The organism is Arsukibacterium sp. UBA3155 (assembly GCA_002364615.1).
Taxonomy (GTDB): domain Bacteria; phylum Pseudomonadota; class Gammaproteobacteria; order Enterobacterales; family Alteromonadaceae; genus Alishewanella.
In genome coordinates, this window is record DEYP01000025.1 from 270,063 (window position 1) to 287,358 (window position 17,296).

Below are 17,296 nucleotides of genomic sequence, written 5' to 3' on the forward strand. Positions count from 1 at the left end.
ATAAAAAACCCTGCAAATGCAGGGTTTTTTAGCTACACAAAACAGATGTTAGCCCAGCCAGACCCGGGCGTTACGGAACATGCGCATCCACGGGCTGTCTTCCTGCCAGTCATCCGGGTGCCAGGAATTGGCAACGGTGCGGAACACCCGCTCCGGATGCGGCATCATAATGCTAACCCGGCCATCCGTGGTGGTCAGCGCCGTAATACCTGCTGCTGAACCATTCGGGTTAGCAGGGTAGTGCTCGGTAACTTTGCCGAAGTTATCGACAAAGCGCATGGCCACCGTGCCACTGTGATTGGCTTTGGCGAAGGCTTCGCTGCTAGCAAACTCAGCATGACCTTCACCGTGTGACACGGCAATTGGCATGCGTGAACCGGCCATGCCGCTGAAAAACAGTGACGGACTTTGCTGCACTTCTACCAGGCTGAAGCGCGCTTCAAACCGTTCTGATTTATTGCGGACAAAGTGTGGCCAAAGTTCTGCCCCCGGGATCAAGGATTTTAAGTTAGACATCATCTGACAGCCATTGCATACGCCTAACGAGAAGGTAGACTGACGTTCAAAAAACGCCGCAAACTGCGCCCTGGCAATATCGTTAAACAATACCGACTTGGCCCAGCCTTCGCCGGCACCAAGCACATCGCCGTACGAGAAACCACCGCAGGCAGCTAAGCCGTTAAAGTCGCTAAGCTTAACCCGCCCGGCCAGAATATCACTCATATGCACATCAACCGCGCTAAAACCGGCACGGTTAAATGCCGCGGCCATTTCAAGGTGCGAGTTCACACCTTGTTCGCGCAAAATAGCGACTTTGGGTGCAACCCCTTTCACAATGTAAGGTGCAGCGACGTCTTCATTTGCGTCAAAGCTAAGACTGACATTTAAACCCGGATCGGTTTCATCGGCTTTCGCTGTAAATTCTTGCAGTGCTCCAGCCGGATTGTCACGCATTGCCTGCATCTGGTATGTCGTTTCAGCCCAGATACAGCGCAAGCGGTTGCGACTGTCACTGAATACGGTGTGCTCGCCACGGTTGAAGGACAGTTTGTCATCTGTCGTTACCGGACCCAGCGCATGGCTGCACGCGGCCAGTTTATGCTCAGCCAGAACCTGCTGCACATATGCCAACTCGCTGTCAGCTACCTGGAGCACTGCACCGGGCTCTTCACTAAATAACACGGCTAAATCATCGTCACCCAGGCTGCTGATATCGGCGGCAACACCGGCTTTACCGGCAAAGGCCATTTCTGCCAGAGTAATAAATAAACCACCGTCGGAGCGATCATGATAGGCCAGCAGTTTTTGCTCTCGCACCAGTTGCTGCACTGCCGCAAAGAAATTCAGTAATAGTTGTGGGCTGTCTAAATCAGCTGGAGTTTCACCCAATTGTTTATATACCTGAGTTAAACAGGACGCACCTAAGCGGTTAGCGCCCTGACCCAGGTCGATAAGTAACACACTGCTGGCACCTTTGTCAGTGCGAAGCTGTGGGGTAACCGTTTTACGAATATCTTCTACCCGGCCAAATGCCGTTATTACCAATGACATTGGCGAAGTAACCGCCTTCTCTTCACCATTTTGCTGCCATTTGGTTTTCATCGACATCGAGTCTTTGCCAACCGGAATGGTCACATTTAAGGCAGGGCACAATTCTTCACCAATGGCTTTTACCGCAGCGTAAAGCCCGGCATCTTCACCCGGGTGGCCAGCAGCAGACATCCAGTTGGCAGATAATTTAACTCGCTTTAAATCGCTGATATCACTACAGGCAATATTGGTGATGGCCTCGGCTACCGCTAAGCGGGCAGAAGCGGCAAAATCCAGTAAGGCGACCGGGGTACGCTCACCCATTGCCATCGCTTCGCCATGGTAAGTATCATAGCTGGCGGCAGTAATACCGCAGTTGGCAACCGGGATCTGCCACGGACCAACCATTTGATCACGCGCCACTAAGCCGGTAACGGTCCGATCGCCAATAGTAACCAGAAAGGTTTTTTCCGCAATGGTGGGTAAGCGCAGCAACCGTTCAGCGGCATCAGCAATGCTAATACCTTCACGGCGCAGGGGTTGGCCAGGGGTTTTAGCGCTTTGCACATCACGGTGCATTTTCGGTGCTTTACCCAGCAATACGCTAAGCGGTAAATCAATGGGTGTATTGCCAAAATGTGTATCGGTCAAGGTCAGATGCTGCTCACTGGTGGCTTCACCCACTACCGCATAAGGCGCTCGTTCGCGCTGACATATCTGCTCAAAAACCGACATTTTTTCCGGCGGTATGGCCATCACATAGCGCTCTTGTGACTCGTTACACCAAATTTGCAGCGGCGACATGCCGGGTTCATCGTTCGGTACATTGCGCAGTTCAAACTTACCACCAACGCCACCGTCATTAACCAGCTCCGGGAATGCGTTAGATAAACCGCCAGCGCCAACATCGTGAATAAAACAAATCGGATTGTCGTCGCCCAACTGCCAGCAGCGGTCAATTACTTCCTGACAGCGCCGTTCAATTTCCGGGTTTTCCCGCTGCACTGAGGCAAAGTCGAGATCTTCTGCAGACTGACCAGAGGCCATCGATGACGCCGCCCCACCGCCCAAACCGATATTCATGGCCGGACCACCTAATACCACCAGCTTAGCGCCAGGGGGTAGCTCTCCTTTTTGTACATGATCGGTGCGAATATTGCCCAGTCCACCGGCAATCATAATAGGTTTATGGTAACCCCTGACTTCTTCACCGTTATAACTGGTTACTTTTTCTTCATAAGTACGAAAGTAACCGTTAATCGCCGGGCGGCCAAATTCATTGTTAAACGCAGCACCACCGAGCGGGCCTTCCAGCATAATATCCAGCGCACTGACTATGCGTTCAGGCTTGCCAAAGTCTGTTTCCCACGGCTGGGTAAAGCCAGGGATCCGCAAATTCGACACCGAAAACCCCACCAGACCGGCTTTGGGTTTTGAACCAACACCGGTGGCGCCCTCATCCCGTATTTCACCACCAGAACCGGTCGCCGCACCCGGGTAAGGGGAAATAGCGGTAGGATGGTTGTGGGTTTCCACCTTCATAAGAATATGAATATCTTCATGATGATAGTTGTATTCGGCCGTATCCGGCACCGGAAAAAACCGACCCGCAGCGGAACCGGTCATTACTGCGGCATTGTCTTTGTAGGCAGACAAAACATAATCGGGCGTATGCTCAAAGGTATTTTTTATCATTTTGAACAATGACTTAGGCTGTACTACACCGTCGATAGTCCAATCGGCATTAAAAATTTTATGGCGGCAGTGCTCAGAGTTAGCCTGAGCGAACATATAAAGTTCGATATCATTGGGATTGCGGCCTAACTGCTGAAAATTGCTGACCAGATAATCAATTTCATCATCCGCCAACGCCAGGCCCATCGCCATATTAGCTTCTGCCAGCGCCTGACGGCCACCACTGATAATATCAACCGAACTTAACTCTGCCGGTGCAGCATGCGCAAACAAAGCGCCGGCCTGGTCAAACTCGCTAAACACAACTTCCATCATCCGGTCATGTAATAGACCGCTAACTACGTTCAATTCGCTGTTAGTTAAGGTACGCTCACTCTCAATGTAATAAGCGATACCACGTTCCAACCGCTTAATTTTGCCTAGGCCGCAATTGTGGGCAATATCACTGGCCTTTGATGACCAGGGTGAAATAGTGCCGGGACGCGGCGTGACTAAGAGTAACTGGCCAACAGGGTCATGGCTGGCGATAGCCGGACCGTAAGTCAGCAGTTTATCCAGGGTGCTTTGTTCGTCACTGCTCAGTGCAGCGCTATTTTGCGCAAAGTGCATATACTCGGCATAAATTGTGGTTACCGGCACCGCGCGTTCGGCACATTGGTCAAGTAACTTGGCAATTCGAAATTCGGACAGTGCAGGTGCACCACGCAGGATCAACATAGGCTAGGGTTCCGTTGGTTGAGCGTCGATGGAAGCTGATTTAAGCGCGCTATTATAAAGAAATTTGACGCTAAGTGGTATGTGAAAAAACTGACTGTTTAGCTTAAGTTTGGTATAACAGTCGCCAAAGTAGTAAATATCAGGTTTGGCATGCAACTAAAGGTGTTGTTCTGGCTGGCCATTTGTCTGTTAAGCGCCTGTACGCCCGTAACAGAACAAACATCTCAGCTTGACACTATTTATCAGCGCGACAGTTTGCGGGTTGGCTTATTGCATGGCCCAACCAGTTATTTTATTGGTATTGATGGCCCCTCTGGTTTTGAATACGAGCTTGCGCAGACCCTGGCACATCGCCTGGACGTTAAGCTGGAACTATTCCCCAGCTACCACTTAGACGAGCTATTACAAAAACTGGATACCGGCCAGGTAGATTTTATTGCCGGCGGACTCACGCTAACCTCACAGCGACTCAGTCGATATCGGGCTGCGCCTGCCTATCGTTGGATCAATGAACTACTGGTATTTCGGCAAGGCGATGACTGGCCGCGCTCGCTTGATGATATTAAAGAGCCCATTGTGGTTATTCAGGACAGCAGCCATGCTCAGACCCTTGACAGACTGAGCATTGACCATCCCAACTTGCGCTGGCAGGAACAAAAAGATCTCGATGCCGACGATGTGTTGCAATTGGTGGTAGATGGCAGCATACCCTATACCCTGACCGACTCGAATCAGTTAGCCATAAACCGGCGTTTTTATCCCAATTTAAGCATTGGTTTTACCGTTAGCGAAAATTTACCGGTGGCCTGGTTACTTGCTGCTGATACTGACGATTCCCTGCTGACAGTTTTAATTGAATTTTTTGGCAATATTTATCAGAGCGGCGAGCTGATTACGCTGGAAGACCGTTATTTTGGTCATGTCAGTCAGTTCGACTATGTTGACACCCTGCAATATATTGATGCCATCAACCACACCTTACCTGATTACAAAGACTTGTTTATCCAATATGCTGGCGAGCTGGATTGGCGATTGCTGGCGGCTCTTTCTTATCAAGAGTCGCATTGGGATCCCAAAGCCCGCAGCCCTACCGGGGTGCGCGGCCTGATGATGCTGACCCTGCCCACTGCAAAACAAATGGGTGTTAGCAGCCGGTTACATCCTGAACAAAGCATCCGGGGTGGCAGCCGCTATTTACACCGGCTGGTCAGCCGGATCCCGGAACGTATCGCCATGCCAGACCGTCTGTGGTTTGCGCTGGCGTCTTATAACATTGGTTGGGGTCATGTTGAGGATGCCCGCATTCTTACTCAGCGCCAGGGAGCAGACCCTGATACCTGGCTGGAGGTGAAACAACGGTTACCCTTACTACGGCAAAAAGCGGTTTACCAGCATACCCGTTTTGGCTATGCCAGAGGCGATGAAGCCGTGACTTACGTCGAAAATATCCGTCGTTACTACGACACATTGATTTGGACTGACGAAAAGCAGCAGGCTGAACAACGGCTGGAGCAGCAACGCTTAAAGCTGACGGAGCAATTTTCCCCGGGAGCTGACACCGCAGCCGCCAAACCCGATATAAAACAATAAAAAAGCTCTTTTATCTGCCGGCTCTTGTTGTCAGCAAGCGGCGGCACTATAGTAACGCCATATTTACGTTGCCCAGGCAACGTCAGCAACAAATGTAGGTTAATTATGCTTGCTCGCAAGAAACCAGCGTTAAAGCGCCGTAAACTCAGCGCCTTTGCCATTAGTTCCAGTCGGCGCCGGGTAAAACGAAACACCGATTTAGTTAAATTGCACCGCAGACGGCGTAATTATCAGACCATTATGCAGGATCATCCGGGACTTCAGGAGCCGCCCCAGCCAGAGCCGGGTTGACAGCTGCCTGTTTTGCTAACTTCTTTTCCTGGCGACGTCGCTGAAAAAAAGCAGATAGTGCAGCCGCACATTGCTCTGCCAGCACCCCAGCCGTTACCTCAAGCTGATGATTCAATTTCGGGTGCTGGACCAAATTCATGATAGAGCCAGCGGCACCGGTTTTGTAATCACTGGCACCAAATACCAGTCGTGCCAGCCTGCTATGCACCAGCATGCCTGCGCACATGCTGCAAGGTTCCAGAGTTACATATAAAACACAGTCCGTTAACCGGTAATTCTGTAACACTGCCCCAGCCTGGCGTACTGCCAGCATTTCAGCATGGGCTGACGGATCATTTAAACGGATCATCTGGTTATAGCCCTCAGCAATCAGCTGGCCATCTTTGACAATGACCGCGCCAACTGGCACTTCTCCGGCCTGCTCGGCTTTACTGGCGAGTTGTAACGCTTTGTCCATCCAGAATTGATCGGTCATAAACCCTTACAATTAATTTCATCACCTTGAACAAGTTTACCACTACTATCTGGTGATATTGACTAAACTTTTAGTTTTTATACTATAGCCGGATTAGCAAAAATAAATTAATCTATTGATTTATATATTAATTAAAACATGGCATCAGCTTTGCTTTTCGTTACATACTTCATTACATACTTACAAAAGAAAGGAGAACATCATGGGACCATTTGAAGTTGGCGCCATCGCGATTATCGGCGGCTTGGCTTACGCAGCTTACGAAGTGTATATGAAAAACAACGCTAAAGCTGGCAAAGGTGAATTTGAGGCACTACGTGTTGAATTGCAACGACTCAGAGAACGCGTGAGTACCCTGGAAAGCATAGTCACCGACAAATCATATCAGTTGAAAGATCAAATTAATAAATTATAACTGAGCACGTAGCTAGCCCATTACTGCTGCCGCTTCGCCGGCAGCTTTTTGCTTTTTAGGTGTCACAGAATTCACTATTAATTAGTCAAAATCACTATTTTACGGGTAGTACATTATATAAAAACCCCGACAATAAATTCATAAATAATTGTTAAATATAGTTTTTAATTTATGGCATAGCTTTTGAACTACTGTAGTTATACCAACATAAGGAACTATGCTCATGAACAAAACAATCATTATTATTATTGCTGTCGCACTGGGTATTTACTGCTTGCCAACTATTTTGGCTATTATCGGTTCAGTATTTGGCATTTTGCTTGGTCTGGTCGCGGCAGTATTCGCCCTGGGCATCACTGCAATTGTTACCCTGGCACCCTTACTGCTGTTTGTCTGGCTGGTATGGTGGCTAATTCGTGACAACCGCAAAACGCAGCAGTATTAAATAAAACATCCGACGAACCGCAGTTTCTGGAAAGCCCTGCCAGATTAACCATGGCAGGGCTTTATTCGTGTCGCTATAAAAAGACTTAACTCACCGACAACCGCTTTAACCGCAGCAGATCGCGCACCACCTCGTAAGCCGGTATTAACGCCAAACTTAACACGAAGAATTTAATCGTACGCTGCAGCCAGTTTGGATCAAAGTGGCGGACCCAATTATCTGTGTCCAATTGCAATAGCGGCCCGCTTAATGCCAGAGTTAACAACATTAGCGTAAAAGCCAGGTTAACCAGCACATTTAACCGTAGCAATGGCGTATGCCACAATCGACGGCTTAATTGCCACAAACTACCAATAACTCCCAAGACAATAACAGGACTAAACCACATCAGTAACGGTAAAACGTGTGCGCTAAATACGGATTGAGCCGCAGCAGTGACAGCAAAATTTTGCTGCCATAATGGTAACCAGATAATCAGTAACAGAAAGGCATAGGTCGCCAAATCGCTGAAAATATCACTAAGGCTAATATGCTGCCAACCAGCACCTACCGGCGGCAACTGTTTCGGATGCCATTGATCATAAGTTTTAGATGAGCCCGCAGCAGCATTAACTGGCATCAGCGCAAACCCCAGAGTAATAGCAGTAAAGCCAAATACCGCATCTTCAATAAACCCCGATGCCAGTCCCAAAATAAAGCGTATCAGGCCGAAATCAGCACCCGTTAACCAGGCTTTGGTCATAAAAACCACCTGTAGTACAAACAACACACCTAGCACCATAAAAAGGGTATGTTTATAAAGCGGCATCAGATGCGCCCTGATCAGCGGTTCGGTTGGGCAAAACTGGCGGGCTACCTGTGTTGGGTGCCCCATATTTTTCAAAACATCAGCCACTTGCTGGTCGGTAAGATCTTGGCCAGTTTGTTCAGCCAGTGCATCCAGCTGATCCATAATATTGGCCTGCAATTCCCGGCCAATTTCCTGCCGTTTTGGCTCAGGCAGTTCGCGTTGCACCGCCGCGATATAACGTTTAACTAAATCCATCAGCTTTTCTCCTCTTCCTGCTGAATAAGCATGGTTTGCTCTGGCTGCAACAGCGGCCCCAGGGCATTGTTTAAGGTGGTCCATTCTCCGGTAAGTTGTGCCAGCAATTCAGCACCCAGTTCAGATATTTGATAGTAGCGCCGTTCCCGCCCTTCCCCTTGTTGCCATTCACTGTCAAGTAAGCCCTGATCGGCGAGGCGCCGTACCAGCGGGTATAAGGTACCTTCGTCTATATCAATGTCGTTATCCTGCAACTGCCGGCGCAGCGAGTAGCCGTAGTGGCGCTGACGTAACGATGCCAGCACCGCCAGCACCAGCACGCCGCGACGCAATTCCAGGCGCATTTTATCTAGTTGAGCTGATGTCATAATCCGTCCTTGTATACGGTTGTTGCATACTGTGCAACGCATACTGTATGCCACACAGCAACATACTAGGCGACGCACAGTATAAAATCAAGCAACAGATAGTCAGTTTTGCTAAATTTTGGTTTTAATCAAATTTCGAACATCACTAAAATCACTTAAGCTATTGTTTATACGCTATAAAAATATTGGCTCGTTTTCTGCCTGTAACACATGAAATTAAAGTAATAAGGACTAAAAATGAGTGTGTTCAGACTGATATTTAATATACTGTGGTTTGTATTAGGCGGCTTTGTGATGGGACTGCTGTGGTGGCTGGTTGGCGTATTGTGTTTTATCAGTATTATTGGTATTCCGTTTGGCCGCAGTTGCTTTGTCATTGGTGAGATGGCGTTTTGGCCATTCGGCCAGGATGCAGTAAACCGGCGTTATGTTAACCGATATGATGATATTGGCACCGGTACCTTAGGGCTGCTCGGCAATATTATCTGGTTTTTGCTATTCGGAATTTGGCTGGCGATAGGTCATTTAGGCCATGCCATAGTATGCTTTATTACGATCATCGGTATTCCGTTTGGCATTCAGCATTTAAAGCTGGCGATGTTAAGCCTGGCACCGATTGGTAAAACAGTGGTGGCACGCCGCGCGATTTAACGCATGCAGTTATTAAACAGCCATAGGCTGGGAGCAGAGTTTGACGGCAGAGAACTACCAGAAAATTTGGCAGACCGTATTATTAATTCCCGCTGGTAAAGTCGCCAGCTACGGCCAGGTTGCTGATTTAGCCGGTCTGCCGGGCCGGGCCAGGTTAGTGGGTAAAGCACTAGGCTACGCTCCCACAGAACTGGCCGTGCCATGGTACCGGGTACTGCGAAGTGATCGCAGCCTGGGATTTGCCCCAGGTTCAGCCACTGCACTGGAACAGCGGCAACTCTTGCTCGCCGAGGGTGTAGTGCTAAAACATAACCGGGTGAGCAAAGCGACGCTTTGGCAGCCTGACTTAGCCGAGCTGCTGTTTAAGTTGCAGTATTAACAGGCTTATACCCCTGCTTTATTCTGCGCCACAGTGGCCACACTCCCAACAGCAGCATACTAAACGGCATACTGCCACCGGATGATTCTGCTGCAGCCGGCGGCGGCGTTGGCAATGGTGTTGGGCCGGCCACTATTGTTAAGGTAATGCTGGCGGTGGCAGCAGCACCTCTGGCATCGGTAGCAGTAACACTTAGCACCAGTTGACTGCTACTGGCAGGTGCAATAAAACTAACCGTACTGCTATTGGCGTTTTGCAAACTAACGCCTGGCCCGCTGTCTTGCTGCCATTGATAACCTATCCTATCGCCCTCGGCATCCGTTGCCACTGCGGTTAAGGTCACGCTCTGGCTGGCATTAAGCTGCCGATTTTCACCAATAGTGACCATCGGCGGCGTATTGGCGTCGTCATCTAAAATTGTCAGAGTAAGCTCAGCGCTCGCGCCAATCTCTGTGCCGTTACTACCGGATAACCGCAATATCGCCGTTTCATCCTCTTCCAACAGCGTATCAGCGACAATTTGCAGCTCAATTTGTCGCTCACTGTTGTCACCATCCGGCCAACTCAGCTCGCCACTGGCCGCCATAATATCTTCACCAATGGTCGCGGTGCCGCTTTGTAACTGATAACTGACACTTAACGCCCCGTCGCTACCACCGAGCCTGCGTACGATTATCTCTACACTGCTATCAGCTTCTAACACCGATAGTGCCGATTCTGCCAGACTAATTACCCCGGCCCTGGGAGGATCATCGCCAAAGCGCAGTCGCACATAAGAGGGGCTGTGCAGGCTGGCACCATTTTTCGGGTCAAATAATCGGATAAACAGCTCGCGCCCCGCGTCCAGCCCCCGATCCAAGGTGGTAATACTGATGGTTTTATTACTACTGTCATTTGCCACCCAGCTTAGGCGACCACTGCTATTCTGATAGTCCAGACCCGGTTCAGCCCGCCCGGCCAGGATTTCATAGCCAACGCTTACTGCTGCCGTGCCACCTAAGCGAATTACCTGCAGCTGCGCCACATCGCCAGGATTCACCCGCAGCTCATTCTGACTAAACGCCAGTGCGCCGGCTTGCAGATTAGTGGTGTTATCACGAAAGAGATAAAGACCACTATTAATATCACTACCGATGATGATGCCGGAAGGCAAATAAGGATACACCCCCCACATGCCGTTAAACGCTGCGCTATCAGCAGCAGGAAACGTATCAAAGAACCCGGCTTGCACCGGCATTGTCGGGTCCGTAATATCAAGGATAGTTAAACCACGTTGATAGTTTGACATGTAATAACGGTTACCCCGGACAAAGCCATTGTGGTCAATTGCTCTGGTAGGTCCGCTGAAGGTGGCAGCTAAGCTTGGTGACGTTAAATTACTCAGCTCAAAAACCCGTACTGTGGTATTTAAACCGTGATTTACCTCATCCAGTTCGTCATGCACAAACAAGTATTGCTGATCTTCACTCCACCAGCCGGAATGCACATAGCTGGCCAGGCTGTAACTAAAATCAGCCAGCGCCAGGTTGCTGGCACCGCTTATATCCCATAGTTTGATATTCTGTTCATTAAAGTCAAATAGCACCTGGCACTCTGGCCGGTCACACTGACTACTGGCGCGCTGATCAGTAATCAGCATGGAAGCAACATCATGACTGTAATCGCTGCGACTGGCACCGGTTTGTAACCAGTTGGCGCTTAACTGTAAAGGGTTGGCCAGGCTATAACTGGAGACCGCCCCACCTTGCTCTGGCTGACCCGCGATATGTAGCGCAGGAACCTGACCACTTAACGCCGTATTAGTGGTGTAATCAACATTGCTAATATACAAATTATGGGCTGAACGAGCTGCAGTATCTGCAACGGCAAGGCTCACACTCGCCGGTAAGTTATTTAAATCAATAATCTGAATATTATTGTTGGCCTCAGAGGAAACATAAGCATAAGCCTGCCAGCGACCCAGTTCATCATTAAAAAACTGCAATACTTTAATGTCACGCCAGGTGGTATTAGTGCCACCAATGGTTCCTACCTCGACCGGCGCTGCCACGTCTGCCAGATTGACCACTGCAGTGCCGTTATTCAAACCGATTAGCGCATATTCAATACCGCTGTTCAGATCGACATGGCCCCAGATGTCATTGGCTGAACTGGGTGCAGAACTAAAATCGGTCAACGGCAAATGGCCTAACAAATCAATCTTATCGCAATTAAAAATACCTGCCTTACCATTCACACATGCTGCGCTCTGCTGCGACTGTCCCAGCGCAGTATGGGCTGCAAGTTGCTGGTTAAGCTCAGCGCCAAAACGTCCGGGACCATCGCTGATAACCCGAAAACCGCGCTTGCTCAACTGATTGACGAATGCAACCGGCACCCCGGTTAATACGGTCTGATTTAATTGCGGCGCCTGCTGTAAAAAGTGATCAAAACGGTTATAACCCCCCAGCACTGGCACAATTTCGCTTAGCAGTAATACCGCATCATCAACACTATTAAGCTGGTAATGACCTGAAGCTACCAGCACCTTATCGCCTTTACCTGCCTGGCTTAATGCATAGCCGATGCTGCGACAAGGCCGCAACACATTGTCACAGCGTCCGGTGTCTTGCCCGGTCTCCGCCACAAACCGGGCTTTGTCGTGCTCAGCATGCGCCAGTACCGATGGACAAAACCAACAGAGGGTAATTAGGCTAAAGAGTGACAAACAGTAAATCGTTTTCATAGCGGTGCCTGTGCTTATTTATCGCTGGGGCCTTACCGGCATTTGCCTGTATCGCCAGTCGATTTTTTAATAGGTTTAGCGTATTGTTAACCGTAGATTTTTTAAACACAACCTAATTATGAATATTGCTAAAACCGCTTTTCTGAGTATAACCTTTGTTGTGGCTAGCGGCCTTTTAATTGCCTGCAACCCCAAGCCTGATCGTAAAGCACTAACTATTATGAATATCAACCCAGCCTGGCAGCAACAACCGATAGTTTGCCATGAGGCTATTACGATACAAAACGAACAGTGGAAACTGCAGTATCTGCGGTTTTATCTCAGCGATTTTAAGCTTAATCAGCAACCGCAATTGTTAACAATTACACCATGGCAGCAGCCAGGCTTAGCGTTGCTTGGTACCGATTGTCATGGCAACGATAACTGGCAGCTCACTTTTGCTGAACCGCTGGCTCCAGGTCAACTGAGTTTCACCCTTGGCCTGCCCTTTGCGATTAACCATCAGAACCCCCTGACTGCAATCTCACCGCTGAATTTCAGCGAAATGTTCTGGAGCTGGCAACTGGGTTACAAGTTTTTACGGCTGGATATGCAAGGCCCCGACTATGGCTGGGCGTTTCACCTGGGGTCGACAGGCTGTCAGTCCGCCAGCGTTTTGCGCCCTCCGGCACTGCCATGCCGCGCTGTTAATACCTTTGAAGTAACACTGGATTATCAGCCAAATCAGAAACTGCAGCTCAACCTGGCGGCACTGCTGTCTGACATTGTACTTAGTCAACAAAACAGCTGCATGTCTGACAGCCTGCAGACTAGCTGTCAGCGGCTTTTTGATAATTTAACCCTGACCGCCCCGTGGAAATTGAGCCCGGCGAGCTCTGCTCCATGAAATTATTCGCATCCTGCAAGCAAATGCCACTCACTTTCTGCATGATAGTGCTGCTAATGCTTACCAGTTGTGGCAAGCCAACTTCGCCAGACTCAAGCTGGCAATGGCCACTGCCAGAAGGCATGCCTTACCCGGTTGTACCTGCAGAAAACCCGATGACCCGGGCAAAAGTAGAGCTTGGCCGCTATTTATTTTATGACAAGCAGCTGTCAGCGAATGGCAAGCAAAGCTGTGCCAGTTGTCATCAGCAGCAATTTGCCTTTGCAGAGCCAAGCGGTCGCTCAGTCGGCAGCACCGGTCAGCAACATCGACGTAATGCATTAGCCTTGGTAAACGTGGCGTATAACAATACGCTTACCTGGGCCCACGATGGCCTGACGGACATTGAACAACAGTTGCTGATTCCGCTATTTAGCGAGACCCCGGTGGAGCTGGGATTAACCGGCGCTGAGCAGCAACTGATGCAACGACTTGAACGCCCCCCCTACCCGCAGTTATTTCAGCAGGCGTTTAATAGTGAGCAGCCTGATATGCAGCAGGTCGTATTTGCCCTGGCCAGTTTTGTCCGCAGTTTACTGTCGTTCCAGTCTGATTTTGACCGCTATGCTTATCAGAATGAAGATGCAGCACTAAGCCCAGTGCAAATTGAAGGCATGAACCTGTTTTTCTCTGAACGGCTGGAATGTCATCACTGCCATGGTGGTTTTAATTTCACTCAGGCTACCAACCATAGTCAGCAGCGTTTAGACTTGCGACCATTTCATAACACCGGGTTATATTTTGCAGCACGGCCCGGCCGGGCTGCACCAGGCTACCCGCAACACGATCGCGGCCTGGCAGAAATTACCATGAACAGCGCTGACGATGGTCGCTTCAGGGCGCCAACCCTGCGCAACATTGCCCTGACCGCCCCCTATATGCATGATGGCAGTCTGGCAACACTTGAGCAGGTTTTGGATTTTTATCAGGCTGGCGGCAGAACGATAACAGCAGGGCACTATGCAGGTGATGGTCGGCAACATCCGGCTAAAAGTCAGTTTGTCCGCGGGTTTAAACTTACTAACAGCGAACGTGAGGCAGTCCTGGCTTTTTTAAACAGCCTTAGCGACCCGCAATTTATCGCAAACCCCGAGCATAGTAACCCTTGGTTAGCACACCCATAATCGCACAATTTCACAACACAGTCGTGCATCCTATATCTAACCTGGTTCGACAATAACTGTCCGGTAAACCAGCAAAAAAATACCGGCCTAAGTTGGCCGGTATTATTGTTTACGGGTTATCGGTATTTGCTCAGAAAGCAATCACATTAGTAGTCTTTCTTTGCTACTCTCAATTGATTATCAACACCCTTAACATCTTTAGTCTTTTTGGCAATAGCTTCAGCCAAATCTTTTTCTGCATCAGAATCGACCTCACCTTTCAGCATTACCATGCCGTTTTTAACATCAACGTCAATAGCTGTACCACTCGTTTCCGACTCAAACAGCAAGCGGGTTTTTACTACGGTCGCCAATTTCGCATCAGTTAAGCCACCCACGTCTTCGTCGTGGTCTTTCTTATTTCGCATTTTGCTGTCTTTAACAACAACTAATTTATTGTCCACCGATGTTACGCCATCCAGATTTTCAATTAGTTCGGCAGCAAGCGCTTTATCTACTTCCCTATCGACTTTACCTGTTAATATGACTTTACCATTTTTTACATCGGTATTGATGTTAAATGAGTTCAGGTTACCGTTCAGTAATAAGGTAGTTTCAGCTTTGCCATCTATCCAGGCATCCTTTGAACTGTCTTTCCAGTCGTTGGCGGTTGCTGATAGAGAAGTACCGGCCAGGGCCACGGTCATCATTACGGCTAAAGTTGTACGTTTCATATAGTCACTCCTTCGTTGTGAGACGCTAATAACTTTGCCAGTTTAATGCCAACATCTTTAATAAATACAAGTTATTGATCTACAAATAAATGTTAAATACCGTTCATTTAGTGTTAATTTTTTGATTGTATTTTTAACCGATCACCCGGTAAATAATTCACTATTTTATTCTCAATAATAGCGGGCAAAGCTGATCCGTAACAATTTGCAAGCCAGCCGTTAAGTTAGCCAATGCCCTGGCATTGTCTGGCTGCGTCAGGCCCCGGTTCAACCGTTTAAATGTGCCTAATTGCCAGCGAAGTTGTTGTGGCAGTTCTGCCAACCATGTCTGCTGTTCTGGTTCAGATTCTGGCTCTGCGCTGTTGTCCTTGTACCACTGACAAATCGCATTCACATCCTGATCTGATGCAACCTTGGTATTTTCAGCTGCCGCAAAAGTCGCCGCTTGCTGATGCAACAATTCCAACTCAATAAAATAACGTCGAATATTATTATCGGCTATTAATGGCGCGGTTCGCTGATAGAACAATCTTGCCTGTTCACTTACTGCCAACACCAGACTTAAAATTGCCTGATCGCCTGCACAATGATTTGCTGCTTTTAAATCGTATGCCAACACAATGCCATCTCCTTAAACTACTTACTTCCAGTAATTCATATTCAATTCATGTACCAAGTTTAAAGTTCTGATTTTTAATAAGTTAAGTATTGCGTCTTGTGTCCTCAATATAAATTCAGTAAATTTTACTGATTGCCATTGTTAATTTTACATTGCTGAACTAGAGTAATGCACGAATAGAAGGAGTGACGCCATGAGCAAACCACGGTTATTTATTCATCTGCGTGACCCGGAACTCACTGAGAAATTACTGCAATCGCCTGCCGTCAGACAATTTATCATCATAAAGAGCAGCGACAGTTCAGCCTGGTCTGAACAACTTCAGCAGCAATGTGATCTTGCCCTTATCGAGTCCGACGAGAATGACAGCGACGATTATAGCCGACTGCTGGCCAGCAAAAAGCTCACCGAGATCGATTTCATTTTTATTAGCAGCGGTAAGCCCATTGAATTGCTGGACAGATTAATGCAGCGGGGAGCAGGGTATCATTTCCGGGCACCTTTGGATTTCGGTTCGGTAATCGATACTTTGCAGGATTTTTATCAGCAACTAAGTACAGAGCGCAAAAACATCAAGGCTACCTCCAGTGAACTTGATCAATTCGGAATGTTGGTAGGTTCCTCCAAGCCAATGCTAAAACTGTACCGGACTATACGAAAGGTAGCCGTTACTGAAGCTAACGTACTGATAGTAGGCGAAAGTGGTGCCGGTAAAGAGTTGGTTGCCAATACCCTGCATCTGGCCAGTTTACGTGCCGACAAGCCCTTTGTAGCAATAAATTGTGGTGCACTTAGCCCAGAGTTGATCGACAGTGAACTTTTTGGTCATATCAAAGGCGCATTTACCGGTGCTCATCGTGATCATCAGGGCGTGTTTTCTCAGGCTGAGGGCGGAACTTTGTTTCTGGATGAAATTACCGAAATGCCGCTTGAGCAACAGGTAAAATTACTCAGGGTACTGGAAAACGGAGAATACCGGCCGGTCGGCAGCGATAAAACGTCTACCGCCAATGTGCGGATTGCCGCGGCAACCAACCGCGACCCGATACAGGCAATTGCCGAAGATATGCTGCGGGAAGATTTATATTTCCGACTGGCCCAGTTTCCAATAACAGTGCCACCCCTTCGCGACAGAGCAGATGATGTCATTGGCCTTGCACAACACTTTCTGGCCTATCGCAATGTGCAGGAGCAACAGAGTAAGCAATTTTCCGCCGAAGCACATCGCCTGATTGCTCATCATTGCTGGCCTGGCAATGTCCGGGAATTAAAGCATGCCGTGGAGCGTGCCTATATTCTGGCGGGTACTATTATCGAGCCAGAACACTTATTACTGGATGAACCTAAAAGCGAGGCAGATGCTGAGATTGTTGTCGACGCGATACCAACCGGGGTGCGATTAGATGAGTTAGAAAAAGCGGCAATATTGCGCACCCTTGCTAAAAATGGCGGTAATAAAACAGATACTGCGCAACAGCTTGGTGTTAGTGTAAAAACGTTATACAACAAACTGGAAAAATATCAATTAGAACGCTGACATGCCAGACAAACTCAGGCTAATCAAGTTTCGGCTACAGCATATTAAAAAA

Annotated in this window: 15 protein-coding genes; 8 read left to right on the plus strand and 7 right to left on the minus strand. The window is 48.5% G+C overall.

Annotated features, from left to right (window positions below):
• Nucleotides 1–48 precede the first annotated feature (48 nt).
• Nucleotides 49–3,942 carry a phosphoribosylformylglycinamidine synthase gene (gene purL / locus B2X65_RS13160; protein ID WP_290613247.1) on the minus strand — a complete coding sequence of 1,298 codons (3,894 nt, stop codon included), beginning with the start codon at nt 3,940–3,942 and terminating at the stop codon, nt 49–51.
• A 150-nt stretch (nt 3,943–4,092) separates the two neighbouring features.
• On the opposite strand from purL, the gene mltF reads away from it, so the two are divergent.
• Entirely contained in the window at nt 4,093–5,532 is a 1,440-nt protein-coding gene (mltF, locus tag B2X65_RS13165; RefSeq protein ID WP_290613249.1) for a membrane-bound lytic murein transglycosylase MltF, read from the plus strand.
• A 238-nt stretch (nt 5,533–5,770) separates the two neighbouring features.
• Here mltF and tadA read toward each other — a convergent pair whose 3' ends face one another.
• On the minus strand, nt 5,771–6,298 hold the full coding sequence (tadA, locus tag B2X65_RS13170; RefSeq protein WP_290613251.1) for a tRNA adenosine(34) deaminase TadA: 528 nt from the start codon (nt 6,296–6,298) through the stop codon (nt 5,771–5,773).
• A 202-nt stretch (nt 6,299–6,500) separates the two neighbouring features.
• On the opposite strand from tadA, the gene B2X65_RS13175 reads away from it, so the two are divergent.
• Entirely contained in the window at nt 6,501–6,713 is a 213-nt protein-coding gene (locus tag B2X65_RS13175) for a hypothetical protein (RefSeq protein WP_290613253.1), read from the plus strand.
• A 223-nt stretch (nt 6,714–6,936) separates the two neighbouring features.
• Nucleotides 6,937–7,158 (plus strand): hypothetical protein, encoded by a 222-nt coding sequence (locus tag B2X65_RS13180; protein ID WP_290613255.1) that lies wholly within the window; start codon nt 6,937–6,939, stop codon nt 7,156–7,158.
• Between the two features lie 85 nt (nt 7,159–7,243).
• On the opposite strand, the gene B2X65_RS13185 is transcribed toward B2X65_RS13180, so the two are convergent.
• Together B2X65_RS13185 and B2X65_RS13190 are read right to left on the minus strand one after the other, a co-directional pair.
• Nucleotides 7,244–8,203 (minus strand): HAAS signaling domain-containing protein, encoded by a 960-nt coding sequence (locus B2X65_RS13185; protein ID WP_290613257.1) that lies wholly within the window; start codon nt 8,201–8,203, stop codon nt 7,244–7,246.
• The gene (locus B2X65_RS13190; protein WP_290613259.1) at nt 8,203–8,571 is read right to left on the minus strand and encodes a PadR family transcriptional regulator; all 369 of its coding nucleotides are present in this window, start codon (nt 8,569–8,571) and stop codon (nt 8,203–8,205) included. Before B2X65_RS13190 ends, B2X65_RS13185 begins: the two co-directional genes overlap by 1 nt.
• 237 nt (nt 8,572–8,808) lie before the next feature.
• Here B2X65_RS13190 and B2X65_RS13195 point away from each other — a divergent pair, with 237 nt between their 5' ends.
• Together B2X65_RS13195 and B2X65_RS13200 are read left to right on the plus strand one after the other, a co-directional pair.
• On the plus strand, nt 8,809–9,222 hold the full coding sequence (locus tag B2X65_RS13195) for a YccF domain-containing protein (RefSeq protein WP_290613261.1): 414 nt from the start codon (nt 8,809–8,811) through the stop codon (nt 9,220–9,222).
• A 40-nt stretch (nt 9,223–9,262) separates the two neighbouring features.
• On the plus strand, nt 9,263–9,601 hold the full coding sequence (locus tag B2X65_RS13200; RefSeq protein WP_290613263.1) for an MGMT family protein: 339 nt from the start codon (nt 9,263–9,265) through the stop codon (nt 9,599–9,601).
• Here the strand turns inward: B2X65_RS13200 and B2X65_RS13205 are convergent.
• Nucleotides 9,585–12,326, minus strand: coding sequence for a choice-of-anchor B family protein (locus B2X65_RS13205; RefSeq protein WP_290613266.1), 2,742 nt, complete (start codon nt 12,324–12,326; stop codon nt 9,585–9,587). The genes B2X65_RS13200 and B2X65_RS13205 overlap by 17 nt on opposite strands.
• A 220-nt stretch (nt 12,327–12,546) precedes the next feature.
• On the opposite strand from B2X65_RS13205, the gene B2X65_RS13210 reads away from it, so the two are divergent.
• Together B2X65_RS13210 and B2X65_RS13215 are read left to right on the plus strand one after the other, a co-directional pair.
• Nucleotides 12,547–13,212, plus strand: a complete 666-nt coding sequence (locus B2X65_RS13210; RefSeq protein WP_290613268.1) for an MbnP family copper-binding protein — start codon at nt 12,547–12,549, stop codon at nt 13,210–13,212.
• Nucleotides 13,209–14,375 (plus strand): MbnH family di-heme enzyme, encoded by a 1,167-nt coding sequence (locus B2X65_RS13215; protein ID WP_290613271.1) that lies wholly within the window; start codon nt 13,209–13,211, stop codon nt 14,373–14,375. The genes B2X65_RS13210 and B2X65_RS13215 overlap by 4 nt, the downstream gene beginning before the upstream one ends.
• Nucleotides 14,376–14,521: 146 nt before the next feature.
• Here the strand turns inward: B2X65_RS13215 and B2X65_RS13220 are convergent, their stop codons facing one another.
• Nucleotides 14,522–15,088 (minus strand): BON domain-containing protein, encoded by a 567-nt coding sequence (locus B2X65_RS13220; RefSeq protein ID WP_290613273.1) that lies wholly within the window; start codon nt 15,086–15,088, stop codon nt 14,522–14,524.
• 160 nt (nt 15,089–15,248) lie between these two features.
• On the minus strand, nt 15,249–15,707 hold the full coding sequence (locus B2X65_RS13225; RefSeq protein ID WP_290613275.1) for a hypothetical protein: 459 nt from the start codon (nt 15,705–15,707) through the stop codon (nt 15,249–15,251).
• A 193-nt stretch (nt 15,708–15,900) separates the two neighbouring features.
• On the opposite strand from B2X65_RS13225, the gene B2X65_RS13230 reads away from it, so the two are divergent.
• Nucleotides 15,901–17,244: a sigma-54 interaction domain-containing protein gene (locus B2X65_RS13230; protein ID WP_290613277.1), complete on the plus strand. Its 1,344-nt coding sequence runs from the start codon at nt 15,901–15,903 to the stop codon at nt 17,242–17,244.
• Nucleotides 17,245–17,296: the final 52 nt, after the last annotated feature.